The sequence below is a fragment of the Streptomyces sp. PA03-3a genome (genome assembly GCF_033792735.1).
Lineage (GTDB): Bacteria > Actinomycetota > Actinomycetes > Streptomycetales > Streptomycetaceae > Actinacidiphila.
This window is the reverse complement of sequence record NZ_JARAVM010000068.1, coordinates 1-21,719: the sequence shown is the minus strand read 5'-3', so window position 1 is coordinate 21,719 and position 21,719 is coordinate 1. Positions and strand designations below refer to the sequence as shown.

Sequence of the window (21,719 nt, the reverse complement as noted above, 5' to 3'; positions counted from 1 at the left end):
GCGGACGACGTGCCGATCATCCCGCTGTGGCAGGGCAAGCAGTACGTCGTGTCCCGGGACAACATCAACGGCCTGGAATGGACCCTCGACCCCTCCACCGTCTTCCGTTTCTGGGAGATCCAGAAGGGCGCCTCGACCTCCTAGCCGGCCCCGACGCGACGCACCACGCCCCGGGACGCTACTGCGCCCCGGGGCGCACCAGTCCGCTCTCGTACGCGTACACCGCCGCCTGCACCCGGTCGCGCAGCGCCAGCTTCGTCAGCACATGACCCACATGGGTCTTCACCGTCGTCTCGCTCACGAACAGCTCCGCGGCGATCTCCGCGTTCGACATGCCGCGCGCCACCAGCTTCAGCACCTCGACCTCCCGGTCGGTCAGGGTGTGCAGCGCCTGCGGCACCGGCTCCTCGCCCGACGGCAACCGCCCCGCGTACTTGTCCAGCAGCCGCCGCGTGATGCTCGGCGCGAGCATCGCCTCACCGGCCGCGACCACCCGGATCGCCTGCACCAGCTCGTGCGCCGGGGCGTCCTTCAGCAGGAAGCCGCTCGCGCCCGCGCGCAGCGCCTCCACCACGTACTCGTCGAGATCGAAGGTGGTCAGCACCAGCACCTTCGCCGGACCGTCCCGTCCCGGCCCGGTGATCTGCCGGGTCGCCTCCACCCCGTCCATCCGCGGCATGCGGATGTCCATCAGCACCACATCGGGCTGCAGCACCCGCACCTGCTCCAGGGCCTGCTGGCCGTCCCCCGCCTCGCCGACCACCGCCAGGTCGCCCTCGGCCTCCAGGATCATCCGGAAGCCCGTGCGCAGCAGCGGCTGGTCGTCCACCAACAGGACGCGAATAGCCACAAGATCTCCTTCGCCCTCAGGACTCCCCATTCTTCCCCACGACGGGCAGCGGATACGGTGGGGGAGTCCCCCCGAAAGAGGGGCACACCGCCTGGTGGTCGCACCAGTCGCACAGCCGGCTCGGCCGCGGCCGCCAGTCACCCGACTCCGTGGCCCGCCTGATCGCCTCCCACAGCGCCTCCAGCTTCCGGCCCACCGCCCGCAGCTCACCCTCCGACGGGTCGTACGTCAGCACCTCGCCGCTGCCCAGGTAGACCAACTGCAGCCGGCGAGGCACCACCCCCCGCAGCCGCCACAGCACCAACGCGTAGAACTTCATCTGGAACAGCGCCTCGTCCGCGTACTCAGGCCGCGGCGCCTTGCCGGTCTTGTAGTCCACCACCCGCAGGTCACCCGAGGCCGCCGCGACGTCCAGACGGTCGATGTACCCGCGCAGCGTCAGCCCCGACTCCAGCTCCGTCTCCACGTACAGCTCACGCTCGGCCGGCTCCAGCCGCGTCGGATCCTCCAGCGAGAACCACCGCTCGACCAGCCGGGCCGCCTCCTCCAGCCACTGCGCCAGCCCCTGACCGTCCTCCGCGGCGAACAGCTCCGACAGCTCCGGGCGTTCCTCCAGCAGCCGCTGCCACTGCCCCGGCACCATCGCCCGCGCCCGGTCCGCCGTCCGCTCCGCCGCCGGCACGTCGAAGAGGCGCTCCAGCACCGCGTGCACCACCGTGCCCCGCGTCGCGGCCTGGCTCGGCTTCTCCGGCAGCTTGTCGATCACCCGCAGCCGGTACAGCAGCGGGCAGCGCATGAAGTCGGCCGCGCGCGACGGCGACAGGGACGACGGCGGCCTCGGAGGAACGGCTTCGGTGGTGGTGCCCATGGCAGGACCCTACGGGGTGGCGCCGACAGCCGGTGTCGGGTCCCCGCAACCGGGCAATACCATCGACGTCGGAGCGTCAGCGACACGAGGGGAACCAGTGAGCGAGAGCCAGCAGCCGCCGCCGGGCGGCGAGAGGACTCCCGGACCCGACGACGGGCCCGCCAAACGTCCCCCGGGACCCGGCGGCGGCATCCTCATGGGCCGCTTCTTCGGCGTGCCCGTCTACGTCGCGCCCAGCTGGTTCCTCGTCGCCGCCCTCATCACCTGGGTGTTCGGCGGACAGCTCGACCGCGTCCTGCCCGAGCTCGGCGGCGCCCGCTACCTCGTCTCGCTCTTCTTCGCGGTCGCCTTCTACGCCTCCGTGCTCGTCCACGAACTCGCCCACACCGTGGCCGCCCTCCGCTTCGAGCTCCCCGTACGCCGCATCCAGCTGCAGTTCTTCGGCGGCGTCTCCGAGATCGAGAAGGAGTCCGAGACCCCCGGCCGCGAATTCGTCCTCGCCTTCGTCGGCCCCCTGCTCTCCCTCGTCCTCGCCGGGGTCTTCTACCTCGGCATGTACGGCGTCGACCCCGACACCGTCCCAGGCGTCCTGCTCGCCGGACTCATGATCAGCAACCTGCTCGTGGCCGTCTTCAACCTCCTGCCCGGCCTCCCGCTCGACGGCGGCCGGATGCTCCGCGCCGTCATCTGGAAGATCAGCGGCAAGGCCATGACCGGCACCGTCGCCGCCGCCTGGACCGGCCGGGCCCTGGCCATCGCCGTCCTCGTCGGCCTGCCCCTGCTCTCGTACGCGGGCGGCATGAGCGACGGCGGCGACGGCGCCACCGGCTTCGACTCCCTCACCGACGCCCTGCTCGCGGCCATCCTCGCCGCCATCATCTGGACCGGCGCCGGCAACAGCCTGCGCATGGCGCGGCTGCGCGAGCACCTGCCCGAACTCCAGGCCCGTGCGCTCACCCGGCGCGCCCTGCCCGTCGCCTCCGACACCCCGCTGTCCGAGGCCCTGCGCCGCGCCAACGAGGCCGGCGCCCGCGCCCTCGTCGTCGTCGACGGCCAGGGCACCCCCACCGCCCTGGTCCGCGAGGCCGCCATCGTCGGCGTCCCCGAGCACCGCCGCCCCTGGGTCGCCGTCTCCGGCCTCGCCCAGGACCTCAAGCCCGGCATGAAGCTCTCCGCGGAACTCGCCGGCGAGGACCTCCTGGACACCCTGCGCGCCACCCCCGCCACCGAGTACCTCGTCGTCGAGAACTCCGGCGAGGTCTACGGCGTCCTGTCCACCGCCGACGTCGAGAAGGCCTTCCTCGCCGCCATGGCTCGTCCTTCCTAGGGGCTCGGTTCGCCTCCGGGGCGCTCCAGACGGTGTCGACGGTCGACCGTGCTCGGTCACTCGTTCCTCGCGACCTCCGCGCGCTCTCCACTTTCGACACCGTCCGTGCCCCTTCGGCTCACTCGCCGAGGCAGTACCTCCATGTGCTGCTCCGGAGCAACCCGCAGGGGCGCGGGCGGGTGCGCAAGGGTGCCCCCGGCGAGTGAGCCGAAGGGGCGCGCGCCTGTCGAAAGGGAGAGCGCGCGGAGGCTCCGAGGAACGAGGAGCCGAGCACGGTCGACCGTCGACAGGCGCAGAGGGCGCCCCAGAGGCGAACCGAGCCCCAAAGAGGAGGGCGCCCCGGAGGCGAACCGAGCCCCAAAGAGGAGGGCGCCCCGGAGGCGAACCGAGCCCCAAAAAAACACCGGTAGGCTTGTCCGCATGTCCGAACCGACCGGTGCCGCCCGCCGACGCGGGCCCTTCAAGGTCGGGGACCAGGTCCAGCTCACCGATCCCAAGGGACGCCACTACACGTTCACGCTCGAGGCCGGGAAGAACTTCCACACCCACAAGGGTTCCTTCCCCCACGACGAGCTGATCGGCGCCCCCGAGGGCAGTGTTGTCCGAACCACGGGAAACGTCGCCTACCTCGCGCTGCGCCCCCTGCTCCCCGACTACGTCCTGTCCATGCCCCGCGGCGCCGCCGTGGTCTACCCCAAGGACGCGGGGCAGATCCTGTCGATGGCCGACATCTTCCCCGGCGCACGCGTCGTGGAGGCAGGCGTCGGCTCCGGCTCGCTCAGCATGTTCCTGCTGCGCGCCGTCGGCGACCAGGGGATGCTGCACTCCTACGAGCGCCGCGCCGATTTCGCCGAGATCGCCACCCAGAACGTCGAACGGTACTTCGGCGGCCCGCACCCCGCGTGGCAGCTCACCGTCGGCGACCTGCAGGACAACCTCAGCGACACCGAGGTCGACCGGGTCATCCTCGACATGCTCGCCCCCTGGGAGTGCCTGGAGGCCGTCTCCAAGGCGCTGGTCCCCGGCGGCATCCTCTGCGCCTACGTGGCCACCACCACCCAGCTCGCCCGCACCGTCGAGGCGATCCGCGAGCACGGCACGTTCAACGAGCCGTCCGCCTGGGAGACGATGGTCCGCACCTGGCACATCGAGGGCCTGGCCGTGCGCCCCGACCACCGCATGATCGGGCACACCGGGTTCCTGCTCACCGCCCGCCGTCTCGCCGACGGCGTCGAGCCCCCCATGCGGCGCAGGCGCCCGGCGCCCGGCGCGTACGGCGAGGACTACACCGGCCCGGGCGGCGGCAAGCCGGCCACCGGCGGAGCGTAACCACCCGACCCCGAAGCGCCGTCGCCGGACCCCCGGCGGCGGCGCTTCGTCACACCCCGCGGACATCTCCCGAAACACGGGCCCCGGTCGTACCAACTGACTGTGACCTGTGGCACGATGCTGGCCACCCCGCTCGACCAACTCCACAGGAGACAGGCGCGTGCAGCCATCCGCAGGGCCGGCCCTCCCGCACACCCGAGCCCGCTCGGTGCACTGGATCACGACCGCCGCGGTGATCGCCGCCGTCATAGGCAGCGCCGCACTCGTGCAGCCCGCCGGCGCCTCCACGGGCAGGCCCGCCGCCGACGCCAAGGCCGCCGAGCCCGCGTCCGCCGCCGTCACGCCCCCGGACCCCGGCGCCGCCCACTTCCCCCTGGAATGCGCCGGCGCCCCCGTGGACGTCGTGGACCGGGCCTCGGCGGACCTCGACGGGGACGGCCGCCCCGAGACCGTCGCCGTCGCCCGCTGCCACTCCGGGACCGGCACCCCGCCCAGTGGCCTGTACGTGCTGTCGGCCGATCCGGCCGCCGGCGCCGCCCCCCGCATCGTCGAGACGCTCGTCGACCCCAAGGAGCAGCGCAGCTTCAAGGGGCTGCGCATCGACGGCAGTACCGTACGGGCCACCGTCCTCGGCTACTCCACCGACGACGTGCCCCGATGCTGCCCGGACCAGCAGCGCGACTACAGCTGGGAATGGCGGTCCGGCACCTACTACGAGATCCCCGGACCGCTCGCGAACAGCGTGTGACAGATCACTCCGCGTCGGGTCCGTACAGCTCTACACTGTCCGAAACCCGACGCACGTGAATACAGTCGCCAGGGCAGTCCCTGGCCGAATCCACCACATCGGTCAACAGCGGCAGCGGAACCGGGACGGTCGCCCCGGGTGCCTGACGGAGCTCGGCGTCCTCGCCCTTCACATAGGCGAGCCCGTCGATGTCCAGCTCGAAGACCTCGGGCGCGTACTGCACACAGATGCCGTCCCCGGTGCACAGGTCCTGATCGATCCAGACCTCAAGCGCCTCGACGACTTCGTTGCTCACCGGTACCTCGCCTGCCGTTCATCGTTCGGGAAGGGACAGCCCTTGACGGGCGTTGACCGAACCGACGATACAACCGGCCGCTTTCGGATGGTGATGGCTGGGTATCTCCCTGGCGGGAGGACGTGCGCAAGGGTGAAGATCGGACACACCCAGGACGTCTTTGTGATCTAGGGGTTTCAACCCCTACTGGCCCAGGTAGGGTCTGGAAGCGTCCAGCTCCCCTTGGAGGAGGTGAGGACCGTGGCGGCCCACGACGACGACATCAACCGTGGCGGCCGACCCGCTCGTGGATCGGAAGACCCCATGAGCCAGGTCGCCTTTCTTGAGCAGGAGATCGCCGTCCTGCGACGTAAGCTCGCCGACTCTCCGCGGCACACGAGGATTCTCGAGGAGCGGATCGTCGAGCTGCAGACCAACCTGGCAGGCGTGTCCGCTCAGAACGAGCGGCTGGCGAACACCCTCCGCGAGGCCCGCGACCAGATCGTGGCCCTCAAGGAGGAAGTGGACCGGCTCGCACAGCCCCCTGCCGGATTCGGTGTGTTCCTGCAGGCGAACGAGGACGGAACGGCGGACATCTTCACCGGCGGCCGCAAGCTGCGCGTGAACGTCAGCCCCTCCGTCGAGCTGGACGACCTCCGGCGCGGCCAGGAAGTCATGCTCAACGAGGCGCTCAACGTGGTCGAGGCCATGGAGTTCGAGCGCATCGGAGACATCGTCACCCTCAAGGAGATCCTCGAGGACGGCGAGCGGGCCCTGGTCATCGGGCACACGGACGAGGAGCGGGTGGTGCGGCTCGCCGAGCCGCTGCTGGACGGCACCCTCCGCGCCGGCGACGCGCTGCTGCTCGAACCGCGCTCCGGATACGTCTACGAACGGGTCCCCAAGAGCGAGGTCGAAGAGCTCGTCCTCGAAGAGGTCCCCGACATCGACTACCGCCAGATCGGCGGCCTCAGCAACCAGATCGAGCAGATCCGCGACGCCGTCGAACTGCCCTACCTGCACGCCGAGCTGTTCAAGGAGTACGAGCTCCGCCCGCCCAAGGGCGTGCTCCTCTACGGCCCCCCCGGCTGCGGCAAGACACTCATCGCCAAGGCCGTCGCCAACTCCCTTGCGAAGAAGGTCGCCGAGGTCACCGGGCAGCCCCAGGGCAAGAGCTACTTCCTGAACATCAAGGGCCCCGAGCTGCTCAACAAGTACGTCGGCGAGACCGAGCGGCAGATCCGCCTGGTCTTCCAGCGCGCCCGCGAGAAGGCCAGCGAGGGCACCCCCGTCATCGTCTTCTTCGACGAGATGGAGTCCCTCTTCCGCACCCGCGGCTCCGGCGTCAGCTCGGACGTGGAGAACACCATCGTCCCCCAGCTGCTCGCCGAGATCGACGGCGTCGAGGGCCTGGAGAACGTCATCGTCATCGGCGCCTCCAACCGCGAGGACATGATCGACCCCGCGATCCTGCGGCCCGGCCGCCTGGACGTGAAGATCAAGATCGAGCGGCCGGACGCCGAAGCGGCCAAGGACATCTTCTCCAAGTACCTCGTGACGACCCTCCCGCTGCACGGCGAGGACCTCTCCGAACACGGCGGGTCGCCCGGGGCCACCGTCGAGGCCATGATCCAGTCCGTGGTCGAGCGCATGTACTCCGAGTCCGAGGAGAACCGCTTCCTGGAGGTCACCTACGCCAACGGTGACAAGGAAGTCCTCTACTTCAAGGACTTCAACTCCGGCGCCATGATCCAGAACATCGTGGACCGGGCCAAGAAGATGGCGATCAAGGCCTTCCTCGACCACAACCAGCGCGGTCTGCGCGTCTCCCACCTGCTCGCCGCGTGCGTCGACGAGTTCAAGGAGAACGAGGACCTGCCCAACACCACCAACCCGGACGACTGGGCCCGCATCTCCGGCAAGAAGGGCGAGCGGATCGTGTTCATCCGCACCCTCGTCACCGGAAAGCAGGGTGCCGACACCGGTCGCTCCATCGACACCGTCGCCAACACGGGCCAATACCTGTAACACGCGACCACCCTCCGGCTGCGGGTGCCCACGCAGGGGCACCCGCAGCCGGAGCATTTCACCCGGCATCACCCAGGAAAGCGCGTAATGATCTCCCCACCACCGCCATCGCGTTCTAGGCTCAGCGGTACCGCACGAGGGCCGATCGCGAAGCGGTACTTGAGCGACCGGCCCAGCACGGGCCGCAGCCGGGCAAGGAGGGCCGCATGACCGTACGGCGAGTAATGGGCATCGAGACGGAGTACGGGATCTCCGTCCCGGGCCACCCGAACGCCAATGCCATGCTCACCTCGTCCCAGGTCGTCAACGCCTACGCGGCGGCGATGCACCGGGCGCGCCGCGCCCGCTGGGACTTCGAGGAGGAGAACCCACTGCGGGACGCCCGCGGCTTCGACCTCGCCCGCGAGGCCGCGGACACCAGCCAGCTCACCGACGAGGACATCGGCCTGGCCAATGTCATCCTCACCAACGGAGCCCGGCTCTACGTCGACCACGCCCACCCCGAGTACAGCGCCCCGGAGGTCACCAACCCCCGCGACGCCGTCCTGTGGGACAAGGCCGGCGAGCGCATCATGGCCGAGGCCGCCGAGCGCGCCGCCCAGCTCCCCGGCGCCCAGCCGATCCACCTGTACAAGAACAACACCGACAACAAGGGCGCGTCCTACGGCACCCACGAGAACTACCTGATGAAGCGGGAGACCCCCTTCTCGGACATCGTGCGCCACCTCACGCCCTTCTTCGTCTGCCGCCAGGTCGTCACCGGCGCCGGCCGCGTCGGAATCGGCCAGGACGGCCACGACCACGGCTTCCAGATCAGCCAGCGCGCCGACTACTTCGAGGTCGAGGTCGGACTCGAGACCACCCTCAAGCGCCCCATCATCAACACCCGCGACGAACCCCACGCCGACGCCGAGAAGTACCGCCGGCTGCACGTGATCATCGGCGACGCGAACCTGTCCGAGATCTCCACCTACCTCAAGCTCGGCACCACCGCCCTCGTGCTGTCGATGATCGAGGACGGCTTCATCAACGTCGACCTCGCCGTCGACCAGCCCGTACGCACCCTCCACCAGGTCAGCCACGACCCCACACTGCGACGCCTCGTCACGCTGCGCAGCGGCCGGACGCTGACCGCCGTCCAGCTCCAGATGGAGTACTGCGAGCTGGCCCGCAAGTACGTCGAGGACCGCTTCGGCACCGACGCCGACGACCAGACCAAGGACGTCCTCGGACGCTGGGAGGACGTGCTCAACCGCCTCGAGGGCGATCCCATGAGCCTCGCCGGCGAACTGGACTGGATCGCCAAGCGCGAGCTCCTCGAGGGCTACCGGCGCCGCGACTCCCTGGACTGGGACGCCGCCCGCCTCCATCTCGTCGACCTCCAGTACGCGGACGTACGCCCCGAGAAGGGCCTCTACAACCGCCTGGAGGCCCGTGGCCGCATCCAGCGGCTGGTGACCGAGGAGGAGGTGTCGCGGGCCATGAGCAAGCCCCCGGAGGACACCCGCGCCTACTTCCGCGGCCGCTGCCTGGAGCAGTACGCGGACGACGTCGCGGCGGCCTCCTGGGACTCCGTGATCTTCGACCTCCCCGGCAGGGACTCCCTGCAGCGCGTCCCGACGCTGGAGCCGCTGCGGGGCACCCGCAACCACGTCAAGGAGCTGCTGGACCGCTGCCGCACGGCCGAGGAGCTGGTGCGGATCCTGTCGGGCGGCTGAGCAGGGCTGAAATCCGTCCGAACCGGGAATCATCGGGGTGGCCCCCGGACGTTGGGCAATACCGGGGGCCGAAGTCAGACCCTCCTTGTAGGGTCTGATCTTGTAGGACATGGACACCGAGCGGGGTGAGGGACACATGGCTACCAAGGACACCGGCGGCGGGCAGCAGAAGGCCACGCGTTCGACCGAGGAGGTCGAGGAGACCGCGCAGGACGCGCAGGCCGCCTCCGACCTCAAGGAGCGGCAGGAGAAGCTGTCGGACGACGTGGACTCCGTGCTGGACGAGATCGATGACGTCCTCGAGGAGAACGCGGAGGATTTCGTGCGCTCGTTCGTTCAGAAGGGTGGACAGTAGTCCACATCCATGAACGAGGGGGGCGTGAAGCGGTGCTCTCGGTGTAAGAAGCTGCTGCCACGCGCGGCGTTCGCCAACAACTGGGCGTCACGCGACGGCCTCCAGGCCTACTGCCGGGAGTGCTGGGCCGAGTACCACCAGCAGAGGCAGCTGGCGAAGGGCAAGAACGTGCGGCCGCGAGTGCTTGTGCCCGCCGGGCACAAGCACTGCCGTCGTTGCGGGGAGACCAAGCCGCACAGCGAGTGGGACCGCAACAGCAGCGCGTCGGACGGTTTGTCGAGCCGGTGCAAGTCGTGCCGGGCGGTGGAGGGCCGAGCCGGCCACCTCAAGCGGAAGTACGGGATGACCGAGGCCGAGCGTGACGCCATGGTCGGTGAGCAGTTCGGTATCTGCTGCATTTGTCTGGACGCCCCGGCCGAACATGTGGATCACGACCACGGGACGGGTAGGGTCCGTGGCGTACTGTGCTTCAGCTGCAACGCCGCGCTGGGGCAGTTCAAGGATCGGCCCGACGTCATACGGCGGGCGGCCGCCTACGTGGAAGGAAACGTGTGGAAGCCAACACTCGTAGCACCGGGCGTCTACCAGCTGCCTTCCTGACGCCTGGCTCGTCCTCGTTCGTGGACTTCCTGGGGGCGCACGCGCCGGACATGCTCCCGGGCAATCGCACCCTGCCCGCCGTGAAGGGGGCCGTCGAGCTGCCGCACGGGACGACGATCGTGGCCGCGGCCTTCGCCGGCGGCGTGGTGCTCGCCGGTGACCGGCGGGCCACGATGGGCAACGTCATCGCGCAGCGGGACATCGAGAAGGTGTTCCCGGCCGACGAGTACTCGGCGGTCGGCATCGCGGGCACGGCGGGCCTGGCGGTGGAGATGGTCAAGCTGTTCCAGCTGGAGCTGGAGCACTACGAGAAGATCGAGGGCGCCACGCTCTCGCTGGAGGGCAAGGCGAACCGCCTGTCGACCATGATCCGGGGGAACCTGGGGATGGCGCTGCAGGGTCTGGCGGTGGTGCCGCTGTTCGCCGGTTACGACACGGACCGGGAGAAGGGGCGGATCTTCTCCTACGACGTGACGGGCGGTCGTTCCGAGGAGCACGGCTTCGCGGCGACGGGTTCGGGATCGGTGTTCGCGCGGGGTTCGATGAAGAAGCTGTACAAGCCGGATTTCACGGAGTCGCAGGCGACGACGCTGGTGGTCCAGGCGCTGTACGACGCGGCGGACGACGACTCGGCGACCGGTGGCCCGGATCTGGGGCGGCGGATCTATCCGATCGTCACGGTCATCACCGACGAGGGCTTCCGCAAGCTGACCGAGGCCGAGTCGTCGGAGATCGTCCGGGCCGTCCACGAGCGGCGGCTGGAGCTGCCGGACGGCCCGCGGGCCGAGCTGCTCTGACTGGTCGCCCGAGATGCACTCGCTACTGACAGAAAGGGACGGATAGCCGGTGTCGACGCCGTTCTATGTCTCACCCCAGCAGGCCATGGCCGACCGTGCCGAGTTCGCCCGCAAGGGCATCGCGCGCGGGCGCAGCGTCGTCGTGCTGCAGTACACCGACGGCATCGTCTTCATCGCCGAGAACCCGTCCCGCGCCCTGCACAAGGTCAGCGAGATCTACGACCGGATCGCGTTCGCGGCGGTGGGCAAGTACAACGAGTTCGAGAACCTGCGGATCGGCGGGGTGCGTTACGCCGATCTGCGGGGTTACACCTATGACCGGGACGACGTGACCGCGCGTGGTCTGGCGAACGTGTACGCGCAGACGCTGGGCACGATCTTCTCGAGTGTGGGGGAGAAGCCGTACGAGGTGGAGCTGATCGTCGCGGAGGTGGGTGCGGACTCCTCGGAGGACCAGATCTACCGGTTGCCGCACGACGGTTCGATCGTGGACGAGCACGGTGCGGTGGCGGTCGGTGGCAACTCCGACCAGATCGGCAGTTACCTGGATCAGCGGCACCGTGACGGTATGACGCTGGCGGAGGCGCTGAAGCTGGCGGTGGAGTCGCTGAGCCGGGACAGCAACGGCAGCGACCGGCAGCTGACGGCGGAGCAGTTGGAGGTCGCGGTGCTGGACCGTACGCGGCCGCAGCAGCGCAAGTTCAAGCGGATCCTGGGCCGGCAGTTGTCGCGGTTGCTGGAGGGGGAGGGGGCGGCGCCGTCGGTGGAGAAGGCGGAGAAGCCCGCTGCGCCGGCTGCTCCGGCCGAAGGGGACGACGATCTTCCGGAGCTCGACGAGGACGTGTGACGGGTTCGGGCCCGTGCCCGACGCCCCGGTCGCCTTTTCGGCGGCCGGGGCGTCGGTCGTTTCAGGGGTGGCGCGGTGGGGCTGTGGAGCCGCGTACGACGAGCCGGACGGGGAGTTCGGTGCCGGTGGCGGGGCGGTCGGCGAGGGTGTCGAGGAGTGCGGTCATGCCCTGGGCGCCGACGGCGTCGGCGGGGAGGGCGACGGTGGTGAGTTCGGGTTCGACGGCGGTGGCGAGGGCGGAGTCGTCGTAGCCGGTGACGGAGACGTCCTCGGGGACGCGCAGTCCGTGGCTGCGCAGTGCCTTGCAGGCGCCGACGGCGAGGACGTCGTCGTCGCAGATCAGGGCGGTGGGGGGTGGGCCGGGGCGGGCGAGGAGGCGTTCGGTGGCCCGGCGGGCGTCCTGGTAGGTGAGGGGGGAGCGTTCGGTGGGCGGTGTGGTGCCGAGGGTGCCGGTGAGGGAGTGGGCGCGTTCGCGGAAGGTCCAGGTGTCGATGTCGGCGGCGAGGTGGGCGATGCCGCCGGGGTGGTGGCCGAGGCCGAGGACGTGCCGGGTGATCTGGTGCATGCCGTCGGCGATGGCGAGGTTGACGGTGGCGGCGGGGCCGGGTTCCGCGGGGTCGGCGTCGAGCATGACGAGGGGGAGTCCGCCGTCGCCGATGGCGGCGAGGGCGTCGGCGGCCATGGAGGAGGCGATGACGCCGTCGAGGGCTGCGCGGGCGGAGCCGAAGGGGTCGCGGGCGGGGCCCACGCCTTCGGGGGAGGGGTAGAGGACGACGCCGAAGCCGTGGTCGTCGGCGACGCGGGCGGCGCCGGTGTAGACGCGGGCGAAGTACTCGTTGGTGAGGGTGGGTACGACCAGGAGCGCGGTGCGGGTGCGGCCGAGGCGGAGGTTGCGGGCGGCGAGGTTGGGCCGGTAGCCGAGGTCGCGGGCGGCGGTGCGGACGGTGTCGGCGGTGCGTTCGGAGACGCGGCCGCGCCATTTGTCGCCGAGGACGAGGGAGACGGTGGCTTGGGAGACGCCGGCGGCGCGTGCGACGTCGCGTGAGGTCGGGCGCGCTGTGTCGGTCACCGTGGGGCCTCTCTCGGGGGGTCGGGGGTGTGGGTGAGGGGTTGTGCGCTGGACCGGTGGACTGGGCTCATGGTACGTATGACCCACGGCGTTATACGTACAACCTCCGAAGGGGCGGGCATGGGGACCGGTTACGCGGACCTGTTGCGGGCCCGGCACGCGGTGCGGCTGCTGACCGGCACGCTGGTCGGCCGGCTGCCGAACGCGACGGCGGCCCTGGGCATCGTGCTGCTCACGCGGGCGCAGGGCGGCGACTTCGCCCTCGCGGGGGCGCTGTCGGCCGTCTACGGCCTCGCCAACGCCGTGGGGCAGCCGCTGCTGGGCCGGGCGGTGGACCGTCTGGGGCAGCCGAGGGTGATGTTCCCGGCGGCGGTGGCCTCGGCCGCGGGCATGGCCGTCTTCGCGCTCTGCGGGCCCGGCCCGCTGCCCCTGGCGTACGCCGCGATGCTCGTGGCGGGTTTCTTCACCCCGCCCCTGGAGGGCGGGCTGCGGGCGCTGTGGCCGGGGGTGCTGAAGCGGGAGGACCGCATCCATGCCGCCTACGCGCTGGACGCCGCCGCCCAGGAGGTCATGTTCGCCGTCGGGCCGCTGCTGGTGACGCTGCTGGTGGCGGCGTTCTCGGAGACGGCGGCGCTGCTGTGGATCGCGGCGGTCGGTGTGGCGGGGGCGCTGAGCGTGGTCACCTCGCCGCCGTCGCGGGCGTGGCGGACGCAGCCGCGCACCCCGGACTGGCTGGGGCCGCTGCGCGCGCCGGGGCTGCGGGCGCTGGTCGGTTCGTTCTTCTTCGTGGGGCTGGCGCTGGGCTCGATCGCGGTGGCGGCGGTGGCGTACGCGGACGGGCACGGGGGCGGGATGGTCTCCAGCTATGTGCTGTCGGGGATCGGCGCCGGGGCGCTGGCGGGCGGGGTGTTCTACGGCGCGCGGCAGTGGGCGGGGGTCCCCGAGCGGCGGCTGCGGGTGCTGGTGGCGGGGCTCGCCGTGGGGTACCTGCCGCTGGCGCTGGTGCCGGGTGTCCCGCTGATGTGCGGTCTGGCGGTGCTGGCGGGCCTGTTCCTGGCCCCCGCGCTGGCCTGCGCGTTCGTGGTGGTCGACCGGCACGCCCCGGTGGGCACGGTGACGGAGGCGTTCTCATGGATCGTCACCACGTTCGGGGTGGGCGCGGCGCTCGGCACGGCGGTCGCGGGACCGGCCGCGCAGTACGGCGGGGCCGCGGCGGCCTTCGGTGTGACGGGGGCCGGCGGGGTGGTGGCGCTGGCCGTGCTCCTGGCCTGTGGGCGATACCTCAAGCCCCCGGAGCCGGCAACCGGGACGGAAAAAGATCGAATCGCCGTGGTCGAACCCGGTTTGAGGTCCACGCATCAGGCGTAAGGTCTCTTCATGGACCGCCGCATTTTCGGGCTGGAGAACGAGTACGGCGTCACGTGCACGTTCAGGGGACAGCGGCGTCTGTCCCCGGACGAGGTGGCGCGGTACCTCTTCCGCCGTGTCGTGTCATGGGGTCGCAGCAGCAACGTCTTCCTTCGCAATGGCGCCCGTCTCTACCTCGACGTGGGTTCGCACCCGGAGTACGCCACTCCCGAGTGCGACGACGTGACGGAACTCGTCACCCACGACAAGGCGGGGGAGCGCATCCTCGAGGGCCTCCTGGTGGACGCCGAACGGCGCCTGCACGAGGAGGGCATCGCGGGTGACGTCTACCTCTTCAAGAACAACACCGACTCCGCGGGGAACTCCTACGGGTGCCACGAGAACTACCTCGTCGCCCGGCACGGTGAGTTCTCCCGCCTGGCGGACATCCTGATCCCCTTCCTGGTGACCCGGCAGTTGCTGTGCGGCGCGGGCAAGGTGCTGCAGACCCCGCGTGGCGCGGTCTACTGCGTCAGCCAGCGCGCGGAGCACATCTGGGAGGGCGTCAGCTCCGCCACCACCCGTTCCCGGCCCATCATCAACACCCGGGACGAGCCGCACGCGGACGCCGAGCGCTACCGGCGGCTGCACGTCATCGTGGGCGACTCCAACATGTCCGAGACGACCATGCTGCTGAAGGTCGGCGCGACCGACCTGGTGCTGCGCATGATCGAGGCGGGCACCGTGATGCGGGACCTGACGCTGGAGAACCCGATCCGGGCGATCCGCGAGGTGTCGCACGACATAACGGGCCAGCGCAAGGTCCGCCTCGCCTCGGGCCGGGAGGCCTCGGCCCTGGAGATCCAGGAGGAGTACTACTCCAAGGCGGTGGACTTCTGCGACCGGCGCGGCATCCGCAGCGGTGTCATCGAGCAGGTCCTCGAACTGTGGGGGCGGACCCTGGAGTCCATCTCCAGCGGTGACCTGGACAAGATCGGCACCGAGATCGACTGGGTGATGAAGTACCGCCTGATCGAGCGGTACCGGGCGCGCGACAACATCACGATGTCGCACCCGCGCATCGCGCAGATAGACCTCGCGTACCACGACATCCACCGCCGCCGCGGGTTGTACTACCTGCTGGAGAAGCGGGGTCAGGCCAAGCGGATCTGCAACGACCTGAAGATCTTCGAGGCCAAGTCCGTGCCGCCGCAGACGACGCGGGCACGGCTGCGCGGCGATTTCATCCGCCGCGCGCAGGAGCAGCGGCGCGACTTCACGGTCGACTGGGTGCACCTGAAGCTCAACGACCAGGCGCAGCGCACCGTGCTGTGCAAGGACCCCTTCCGGTCGGTGGACGACCGGGTGGAGAAGCTCATCGCCGGGATGTAGCGGCGGTGGCGTGGACGACGCGGGGCCCCGTATGTGTTCGTACGGGGCCCCGCCCACGCCGTAGAGTGGCGCGCACGCCAGACAACGCAAGATCGACCTGATGGGGATCCCCGTGCGCCGACGCTCTCTTCTCCTCGCCGTCCCTGCCGGACTGCTCACCCTCGCAGGGTGCGGTGACGACAAGTCCGGCAAGCCGGCGGCCAGCGCCAGCCCATCGGGTCCCGCGTCCTCCTCCGCGCCGGTGAAGATCGTGGACGGCCCCCTTCCGGACATCACCGCCGGCACGAAGTTCGGGGAGAAGCCGACGGTCGCCAAGGGTTCGGGCGCGCCGAGCAAGGACCTGGCCGTCAAGACGGTGATCCAGGGCAGCGGCACCACCGTCGCCGAGGGCGACTACCTCCAGGCGAACTACCTCGGCCAGGTCTGGGACACGGCCAAGGTCTTCGACAACTCCTGGGACCGGGGCGCGCCGGCGATCTTCCCGATCGGCGTCGGCCGGGTCATCCAGGGCTGGGACAAGGCCCTGGTGGGCAAGAAGGTCGGCGACCGGGTCGAGCTGGCGATCCCGCCGAACCTGGGCTACGGCGCGCAGGGCCAGCCGGACGCCGGCATCAAGGGCACCGACACGCTGGTGTTCGTCGTGGACGTGGTGGACACCTTCAACGGCAAGAGCTCCGCCAAGGGCAAGGCCGTCGCGCAGAACGACGCCAAGCTGCCCAAGGTCGGCACCAACACCGACGGCAAGGCGCCCTCCATCGAGGTGCCCAAGACGGCCGCGCCGACCAAGCTGGTCGCCAACTACGTGCTGGAGGGCGACGGCCGCCCCGTCAAGCCCACCGACACCCTGCTGCTGCAATACAAGGGCGTGGTGTGGGACGGCGGCAAGGAGTTCGACTCCAGCTACAAGAACGGCCAGTTGGCCCAGTTCCCGCTGCAGCAGCTGATCAAGGGCTGGCAGGAGGGCCTCGCGGGCAAGAAGGTCGGCAGCCGCGTGATGCTCGTGGTGCCGCCGGACCTCGGCTACGGCGACAAGGCGCAGCCGGGCATCCCGGCCAAGTCCACGCTGGTGTTCAGCCTCGACATCCTCGCGGTGATGTAAGACTAGACAGGTTGTCCGCACCTCTTTAGGAGCACGTACGTGAGCATCGAGAAGCCCGAGATCGACTTCCCCGGCGGCGAGCCGCCAGCCGAACTGGTGATCAGGGACATCTGGGAGGGCGAGGGCGCCGAGGCGAAGGCGGGTCAGAACGTCACCGTCCACTACGTCGGTGTCGCCTTCAGCACCGGCGAGGAGTTCGACGCCAGCTGGAACCGCAACTCGCCCTTCACCTTCCCGCTGGGCGGCGGCCGGGTCATCAAGGGCTGGGACCAGGGCGTGCAGGGGATGAAGGTCGGCGGTCGTCGTGAGCTGACCATCCCCGCGCACCTCGCCTACGGCAACCAGAGCCCGAGCCCGCTCATCAAGGCCGGCGAGACGCTGATCTTCGTGGTGGACCTGCTGTCCGTCTGACCGGTACGTCCGGCAGGACCACGCCCCGGAGCCCCCGCCGACCGGCATCGCCGGCCCGGCGGGGGCTCCGTCGTGCCCGGCGCGGAGCCGCAACGGTGCGGGCGGTCACCGGAACCGGCCTTCGCTTCAGGCCCGCGGCCCGGTCGCGATAGGGTCTCGAGGGAGAGCTGAAGAAGGAAGAAGGTTGCGTCGAGTGGCGATTGCCAAGGCCGAGCGGCTGATGAACCTGGCGCTGTGCCTGATGAACACCCGGCGCCCGGTCAGCAAGCGGGAGCTGCGGGCGTCCATCGAGGCGTACCACGAGATCGGCTCCGACGAGGCGTTCAACCGCATGTTCGAGCGGGACAAGGACGACCTGCGCGAGCTCGGCATGGTCATCGAGACGGTGGAGAGCCTCGACGGTGAGATCGGCTACCTCGCCCGCCGCGACCGGAACCGGCTCCCCGAGATCGCCCTGGACGCCGAGGAGGCCGCCGCGCTGAGCCTGGCCGCCAAGGTCTGGCAGCAGGCGCGCTTCGCCGAGGCGGCCAGCGGCGCCCTGCAGAAGCTGCGGGCCGCGGGCGTCCCCTTCCACGACGAGGGCGACGACGACGAGGGCGTACGGGAGCCGTCCGGGCACAGCGCCCTGGAGCCCCGCATCCCCACTCCCGAGCCGGCGTTCGAGCCGCTGATGGTCGCCACCCGCGAGCGCCGCCCCGTCGCCTTCGACTACCGCAAGGCCAACGCCGTGCGCCCCGAGCCCCGCCAGGTCGAGCCCTGGGCGCTGGAGTGCTGGCGCGGCCACTGGTACCTGGCCGGCTGGGACCGCGACCGGACGGCCGTGCGCGTCTTCCGGCTCTCCCGGATCACCGGCCGGGTCCGTACCCGCGGCGGCGCCTTCACCACCGAGGTGCCCGACCACGTCGACGTCCGCGCCACCGTCGCCAGCTGGGCCGGCGAGGGCGCGACCGCGACCGCGAGGATCCGGCTGCGCCGCGACTCCGGGTACCCGCTGCGGGCCCGCGCGGTGGAGACACTCCCGGTCGACGCCGACTGGGACGAGCTGGAGATCCCGTACGGGCACGGACTGGACGCCTGGCTGGTGGAGTTCGGCCCGGACGTGGTCGTTCTGGGGCCCGACGAGTTGCGGGCCGATGTCGTGGACCGGCTGCGCGCCGTCGCCAAGGGCTGAGCGGGGGAGTACGGAGAGATGGCCAACGCGATCGACCAGACGCGCCGGATGCTGTCCCTGGTCACCTATCTGCGGGAGCGCCCGGGCGCTCGCGTGAGCGACGTGGCGCGGGCGTTCGGGGTCACCGAGGCCGAGCTGATCGGCGACCTGAACGTGCTGCCGCTGTGCGGCACGAGCTTCCGGGGCGGCGACCTGCTCGACATCGACACCGACGGCGAGCGGATCTGGTGGCACAACGTGGACGACGTCGCGCAGCCGCTGCGGCTGGCCGCCGACGAGGCCGCCGCGCTGCTGGTCGCCGCCCGCGCCGTCGCCAACCTGCCCGGACTGCGCGAGAGCGACCGGCAGGCGCTGCTGCGCGCCACCGCCAAGATCGAGGGCGCGGCCGGTGAGGCCGCCGGAGCGTCCTCCCGGCTGTCGGTCACCTTCGAGTCGGAGGGCAGCGTCTTCGCCGACGTCGACCGCGCCATCGCCGAGCGGCGCCGCCTGTGGATCCGCTACTACTCGCCGTCCCGCGACGAGCTCACCGAGCGCGAGGTCGACCCGATCCGCCTGTTCGCGGTCGGCCACACCTACTTCGAGGGCTGGTGCTACCTGTCGGAGGACCGGCGCACCTTCCGGCTCGACCGGGTCGCCGAGATCCGGCTGCTGGACACGCCCAGCGACCCGCCGCGCATCGAGCCGCGCGACCTGTCGCAGGGGCTGGTGCAGCCGGCCGGCGACGACCCGGAGGTCGTGATCGAGGTCGGCCCCGGTGGCCGCTGGGTCGCCGAGTACTACCCGCACGACCTCGCCGAGGAACTCCCCGACGGCGGGCTCCGGATCACCCTGCGCACCCCCGACCCGGGATCGCTGCGCCGTCTCGCGCTGCGGCTCGGCCGCGACGGGCGCATCGTGTCCCCGGCCGGTCTCGCCGGCAGCGCCCGCGACGCCGCCGCCCAGGCCCTCGCGGCCTACGGCGAGTGAGGTGAGCGCCGGCATGGACGACCTCGACACGCTCGACACCCTCGGCACGGTCGGGCGCCTCGGCGACCCCGCCGCGACCCCGCCCGAGGTGATCTTCCGGGCCTCGTGCCCGGAGTGCCGCACCAGCTCCGAGCTGTCGGCCGACGCCCTGAGGCTGGCCATCGGCGGCAGCCACCGCACCACCTTCTACTCCTTCACCTGCCCCGACTGCGGCTCCTCCGTCCGCAAGCCGGCGGGCGACCGCATCGTGGAGCTCCTCACCGACGGCGGTGTCCGCACGATGCGGCTGCACACCGGCTGAGCCGCTACGCTCGGCTGCCATGTGGTGGCTCTACCTCTATGTCGGCCTCGCGACCGCCGGCCTGCTCGTGCTCGGTTTCCTCGCCGTTCGTGTGTACGCCGAGGTGCGCGGCCTCGCCCGGCAGGTGGGGCGCAGCAGCGACCGGCTGCTGCATGCCTCCGAGGACCTGCGCCGCGCCGCGGAGCCACTGGTCCGCGGCGCCGGCGACCTGTCCCGCTGACGACGGCCCCGCCGTCGCCGCCGTGCCGCCGAAGGGCGCCCGGAAACGCCGGGTAAGCGCTGTCCGGCGCACTCTCGTCCTTCCTCGTCCAGGAAGGTACGCTGCTGAGGTTGCCCCGGAAGAGCGCGGCGGGGTGGCAACGGCAAGGACGCCGGGGGATTGCCAGGCGTTTACCCCCGCACGTTACGATCGCTGGCAGAGCGGACACCGTGTCCACGGACCCGGGGCCCGCTGCTCAAGAACCCATGCCGCCTCGGTGAGAAGGTAAAGCTTATGTTCGGCAGGCTCGGCGCCCCTGAGATCATCCTCATCCTTGTCGTCGTTCTGCTGCTGTTCGGGGCCAAGCGTCTCCCCGACATGGCCCGCGGCCTTGGGAAGTCGATGCGCATCCTGAAGAGCGAGGCGAAGGCGATGAAGTCGGACGACTCCGCCGCCCCGCAGGCGGCCCCGGCCGACGCGCCCGCCGACGCCCAGGCCGCGCCGAGGACCATCCAGGCCGCGCCCGGTGACGTCAACAGCGCCCGCCCGGTCTCCGAGACCCAGCAGCCCCGCCAGACGCAGGGCTGACACGACGGCACAGGTACGGGCCGCCGGCGGGTACGCCGGCCACCGCGTGAGATGAGGACCTGGGTTGCTCAAGTCTGCCCGCGTTAAGCCGTCGAAGGACCCCGACGGGCGCATGCCGCTCGTGGAGCACCTGCGTGAGCTGCGCAACCGGCTCGCCAAGAGTGTGCTCGCGATCGTCGTGGTGGCGATCGTCGCCGCCTTCTACAGCCAGCAGCTCCTGGAGTTCCTGGCCTCCCCGGTGCCCAAGTGCGGCCCCGGGGTCGTCAGCAGCGGCGGCAACTGCGCCATCGTCACGTTCGACTCGCTGACGGCGCCGTTCGCCCTCACGATGCAGGTCTGCTTCATGGCAGGCGTCATCGGCGCCAGCCCGGTGTGGCTGTACCAGCTGTGGGCCTTCATCGCCCCCGGCCTGCACCGGCACGAGCGCAAGTACACCTACATGTTCGTGGGCGCGGCGCTCCCGCTGTTCCTAGGCGGCGCCCTCCTCGCCTACAAGATCATGCCGGTCAGCATCAAGGTGCTGATCAGCTTCACGCCCGAGGGCTCGTCCAACCTGCTGAAGCTGGACGGGGTGCTGGACTTCACCATCCGCATGGTGCTGGTCTTCGGCATCGCCTTCGAACTCCCGCTGCTCCTGGTCATGCTGAACCTGGTCGGCATGGTCAGCGGCCGCCGCATGGCGGGTTGGTGGCGCGGTGTGGTCATGGGCGTCTTCGTCTTCGGTGCCGTCGCGACGCCGACCACCGACCCGGTCAGCATGATCGCCCTATCCGGCCCGATCGTCGTCCTCTACTTCTGTGCGGTCGCCTTCTCACTGTTCAACGACCGGCGCCGGCGCTGGCGCAACCCCGACGCCGACCTCTCCGACGACGAGGCCTCCGAGCTGGACCTCACCCCGGAGGCGATCGGCCCCGGCGAGCGTGTCTCGGCCTCCGTTCCCGAGCAGCCGGGACCCGTCGAGGACGGACGCCGCTCCGGCGACTTCGACGACGCGACCTGACGCCGCGGAACCCCGAGGGGGCCCCGCCCGGACATCCGGACGCTGTTGGTAAATCCGTCCCGCTGGATCTCATCCAGCGGGACGGATTGCTGCGAAGGGTGAGACGTGGGTGTGGGCGAAGGGTCTTCCGGTGAGCCAGGCATCGATGCGGGCGAGGTTGATGGCGGCGCCGGTGAAGTGGTGTTGCAGCGTCTTGGCGAGGCCGCGGTAACGGGATCTGCGCAGGCCGAACGCTTGGACGCCTTGAGAGACGGTGCCCTCGACGCCGGCGCGGTGTCCGTAGCGGCGGCGCCAGTGGTCGGTGCCCTGCTCGATGCGAGACTGCTGCAGGATGTCGTGCTCGGCCTTCGGCCGCAGGGTCAGGTTTCGGCCACCCCTGGCGTCGGTGCAGGAGGTCCGCAGTTCGCAGGGGCCGCAGTGCCGTTCGGCGAAGCG

24 protein-coding genes are annotated in these 21,719 nt (G+C 70.7%); 19 read left to right on the top strand and 5 right to left on the bottom strand.

What is annotated here, in order from left to right; translation table 11 throughout:
* Positions 1 to 178: 178 nt before the first annotated feature.
* Both PV342_RS39740 and PV342_RS39735 read right to left on the bottom strand, forming a co-directional pair.
* Positions 179 to 850, bottom strand: a complete 672-nt coding sequence (locus tag PV342_RS39740; RefSeq protein WP_026251955.1) for a response regulator — start codon at positions 848 to 850, stop codon at positions 179 to 181.
* Between the two features lie 16 nt (positions 851 to 866).
* Complete coding sequence (locus PV342_RS39735) at positions 867 to 1,718, bottom strand: RecB family exonuclease (RefSeq protein WP_018564355.1); 852 nt, start codon at positions 1,716 to 1,718, stop codon at positions 867 to 869.
* A 97-nt stretch (positions 1,719 to 1,815) separates the two neighbouring features.
* Here PV342_RS39735 and PV342_RS39730 point away from each other — a divergent pair, with 97 nt between their 5' ends.
* The 3 genes from PV342_RS39730 to PV342_RS39720 all read left to right on the top strand — a co-directional run bounded on the left by PV342_RS39730 (position 1,816) and on the right by PV342_RS39720 (position 5,122).
* The gene (locus tag PV342_RS39730; RefSeq protein WP_386990208.1) at positions 1,816 to 3,045 is read left to right on the top strand and encodes a site-2 protease family protein; all 1,230 of its coding nucleotides are present in this window, start codon (positions 1,816 to 1,818) and stop codon (positions 3,043 to 3,045) included.
* A 420-nt stretch (positions 3,046 to 3,465) separates the two neighbouring features.
* Positions 3,466 to 4,374: a tRNA (adenine-N1)-methyltransferase gene (locus tag PV342_RS39725; RefSeq protein ID WP_018564353.1), complete on the top strand. Its 909-nt coding sequence runs from the start codon at positions 3,466 to 3,468 to the stop codon at positions 4,372 to 4,374.
* Positions 4,375 to 4,534: 160 nt separating this feature from the next.
* A complete protein-coding gene (locus PV342_RS39720; protein WP_500321009.1) occupies positions 4,535 to 5,122 on the top strand; it encodes a hypothetical protein in 588 nt (195 codons plus the stop codon).
* Positions 5,123 to 5,126: 4 nt separating this feature from the next.
* On the opposite strand, the gene PV342_RS39715 is transcribed toward PV342_RS39720, so the two are convergent.
* Complete coding sequence (locus PV342_RS39715) at positions 5,127 to 5,417, bottom strand: ferredoxin (protein ID WP_018564351.1); 291 nt, start codon at positions 5,415 to 5,417, stop codon at positions 5,127 to 5,129.
* Between the two features lie 240 nt (positions 5,418 to 5,657).
* On the opposite strand from PV342_RS39715, the gene arc reads away from it, so the two are divergent.
* From arc to prcA, 6 genes are all read left to right on the top strand, one after another.
* Positions 5,658 to 7,424 (top strand): proteasome ATPase, encoded by a 1,767-nt coding sequence (arc, locus tag PV342_RS39710; RefSeq protein ID WP_026251953.1) that lies wholly within the window; start codon positions 5,658 to 5,660, stop codon positions 7,422 to 7,424.
* Between the two features lie 206 nt (positions 7,425 to 7,630).
* Positions 7,631 to 9,142: a depupylase/deamidase Dop gene (dop, locus tag PV342_RS39705; protein WP_400800767.1), complete on the top strand. Its 1,512-nt coding sequence runs from the start codon at positions 7,631 to 7,633 to the stop codon at positions 9,140 to 9,142.
* A gap of 136 nt (positions 9,143 to 9,278) precedes the next feature.
* Positions 9,279 to 9,497, top strand: a complete 219-nt coding sequence (locus tag PV342_RS39700; protein ID WP_354798988.1) for a ubiquitin-like protein Pup — start codon at positions 9,279 to 9,281, stop codon at positions 9,495 to 9,497.
* 9 nt (positions 9,498 to 9,506) lie between these two features.
* Positions 9,507 to 10,097 carry an endonuclease VII domain-containing protein gene (locus tag PV342_RS39695; RefSeq protein WP_500321005.1) on the top strand — a complete coding sequence of 197 codons (591 nt, stop codon included), beginning with the start codon at positions 9,507 to 9,509 and terminating at the stop codon, positions 10,095 to 10,097.
* Positions 10,049 to 10,894, top strand: a complete 846-nt coding sequence (prcB, locus tag PV342_RS39690) for a proteasome subunit beta (protein WP_386990223.1) — start codon at positions 10,049 to 10,051, stop codon at positions 10,892 to 10,894. The genes PV342_RS39695 and prcB overlap by 49 nt, the downstream gene beginning before the upstream one ends.
* A gap of 49 nt (positions 10,895 to 10,943) precedes the next feature.
* Entirely contained in the window at positions 10,944 to 11,741 is a 798-nt protein-coding gene (gene prcA, locus PV342_RS39685; RefSeq protein ID WP_018564346.1) for a proteasome subunit alpha, read from the top strand.
* Positions 11,742 to 11,802: 61 nt separating this feature from the next.
* Here the strand turns inward: prcA and PV342_RS39680 are convergent, their stop codons facing one another.
* Positions 11,803 to 12,810, bottom strand: a complete 1,008-nt coding sequence (locus PV342_RS39680; protein ID WP_400800760.1) for a LacI family DNA-binding transcriptional regulator — start codon at positions 12,808 to 12,810, stop codon at positions 11,803 to 11,805.
* A gap of 120 nt (positions 12,811 to 12,930) precedes the next feature.
* Between PV342_RS39680 and PV342_RS39675 the strand changes: the two genes are divergently transcribed.
* From PV342_RS39675 to tatC, 10 genes are all read left to right on the top strand, one after another.
* Entirely contained in the window at positions 12,931 to 14,178 is a 1,248-nt protein-coding gene (locus tag PV342_RS39675; RefSeq protein ID WP_500321001.1) for an MFS transporter, read from the top strand.
* Between the two features lie 9 nt (positions 14,179 to 14,187).
* On the top strand, positions 14,188 to 15,549 hold the full coding sequence (gene pafA / locus PV342_RS39670) for a Pup--protein ligase (RefSeq protein WP_018564343.1): 1,362 nt from the start codon (positions 14,188 to 14,190) through the stop codon (positions 15,547 to 15,549).
* A gap of 112 nt (positions 15,550 to 15,661) precedes the next feature.
* The gene (locus PV342_RS39665) at positions 15,662 to 16,648 is read left to right on the top strand and encodes an FKBP-type peptidyl-prolyl cis-trans isomerase (protein ID WP_392617300.1); all 987 of its coding nucleotides are present in this window, start codon (positions 15,662 to 15,664) and stop codon (positions 16,646 to 16,648) included.
* 39 nt (positions 16,649 to 16,687) lie between these two features.
* Complete coding sequence (locus tag PV342_RS39660) at positions 16,688 to 17,059, top strand: FKBP-type peptidyl-prolyl cis-trans isomerase (RefSeq protein WP_018564341.1); 372 nt, start codon at positions 16,688 to 16,690, stop codon at positions 17,057 to 17,059.
* A gap of 193 nt (positions 17,060 to 17,252) precedes the next feature.
* Complete coding sequence (locus PV342_RS39655; RefSeq protein WP_361002599.1) at positions 17,253 to 18,230, top strand: helix-turn-helix transcriptional regulator; 978 nt, start codon at positions 17,253 to 17,255, stop codon at positions 18,228 to 18,230.
* A gap of 18 nt (positions 18,231 to 18,248) precedes the next feature.
* Positions 18,249 to 19,196 carry a helix-turn-helix transcriptional regulator gene (locus PV342_RS39650; RefSeq protein ID WP_018564339.1) on the top strand — a complete coding sequence of 316 codons (948 nt, stop codon included), beginning with the start codon at positions 18,249 to 18,251 and terminating at the stop codon, positions 19,194 to 19,196.
* Between the two features lie 13 nt (positions 19,197 to 19,209).
* Entirely contained in the window at positions 19,210 to 19,497 is a 288-nt protein-coding gene (locus tag PV342_RS39645; RefSeq protein ID WP_018564338.1) for a hypothetical protein, read from the top strand.
* Between the two features lie 19 nt (positions 19,498 to 19,516).
* The gene (locus PV342_RS39640; protein WP_400800751.1) at positions 19,517 to 19,717 is read left to right on the top strand and encodes a hypothetical protein; all 201 of its coding nucleotides are present in this window, start codon (positions 19,517 to 19,519) and stop codon (positions 19,715 to 19,717) included.
* A gap of 273 nt (positions 19,718 to 19,990) precedes the next feature.
* Positions 19,991 to 20,284, top strand: coding sequence for a Sec-independent protein translocase subunit TatA (gene tatA, locus PV342_RS39635; RefSeq protein ID WP_018564336.1), 294 nt, complete (start codon positions 19,991 to 19,993; stop codon positions 20,282 to 20,284).
* Positions 20,285 to 20,396: 112 nt separating this feature from the next.
* Complete coding sequence (gene tatC / locus PV342_RS39630) at positions 20,397 to 21,284, top strand: twin-arginine translocase subunit TatC (protein WP_089229033.1); 888 nt, start codon at positions 20,397 to 20,399, stop codon at positions 21,282 to 21,284.
* 69 nt (positions 21,285 to 21,353) lie between these two features.
* Here the strand turns inward: tatC and PV342_RS39625 are convergent.
* A partial coding sequence (locus PV342_RS39625) for a transposase (protein ID WP_500320997.1) occupies positions 21,354 to 21,719 on the bottom strand: 366 nt, incomplete at its 5' end.

Bases quoted from the DNA above. Each gene is read 5' to 3' on its own strand.
- PV342_RS39735 (WP_018564355.1), bottom strand. From the start codon at position 1,718: ATGGGCACCACCACCGAAGCCGTTCCTCCGAGGCCGCCGTCGTCCCTG.
- PV342_RS39725 (WP_018564353.1), top strand. From the start codon at position 3,466: ATGTCCGAACCGACCGGTGCCGCCCGCCGACGCGGGCCCTTCAAGGTC.
- dop (WP_400800767.1), top strand. From the start codon at position 7,631: ATGACCGTACGGCGAGTAATGGGCATCGAGACGGAGTACGGGATCTCC.
- PV342_RS39700 (WP_354798988.1), top strand. From the start codon at position 9,279: ATGGCTACCAAGGACACCGGCGGCGGGCAGCAGAAGGCCACGCGTTCG.
- PV342_RS39695 (WP_500321005.1), top strand. From the start codon at position 9,507: ATGAACGAGGGGGGCGTGAAGCGGTGCTCTCGGTGTAAGAAGCTGCTG.
- PV342_RS39675 (WP_500321001.1), top strand. From the start codon at position 12,931: ATGGGGACCGGTTACGCGGACCTGTTGCGGGCCCGGCACGCGGTGCGG.
- pafA (WP_018564343.1), top strand. From the start codon at position 14,188: ATGGACCGCCGCATTTTCGGGCTGGAGAACGAGTACGGCGTCACGTGC.
- PV342_RS39650 (WP_018564339.1), top strand. From the start codon at position 18,249: ATGGCCAACGCGATCGACCAGACGCGCCGGATGCTGTCCCTGGTCACC.
- PV342_RS39645 (WP_018564338.1), top strand. From the start codon at position 19,210: ATGGACGACCTCGACACGCTCGACACCCTCGGCACGGTCGGGCGCCTC.
- PV342_RS39640 (WP_400800751.1), top strand. From the start codon at position 19,517: ATGTGGTGGCTCTACCTCTATGTCGGCCTCGCGACCGCCGGCCTGCTC.
- tatA (WP_018564336.1), top strand. From the start codon at position 19,991: ATGTTCGGCAGGCTCGGCGCCCCTGAGATCATCCTCATCCTTGTCGTC.
- tatC (WP_089229033.1), top strand. From the start codon at position 20,397: ATGCCGCTCGTGGAGCACCTGCGTGAGCTGCGCAACCGGCTCGCCAAG.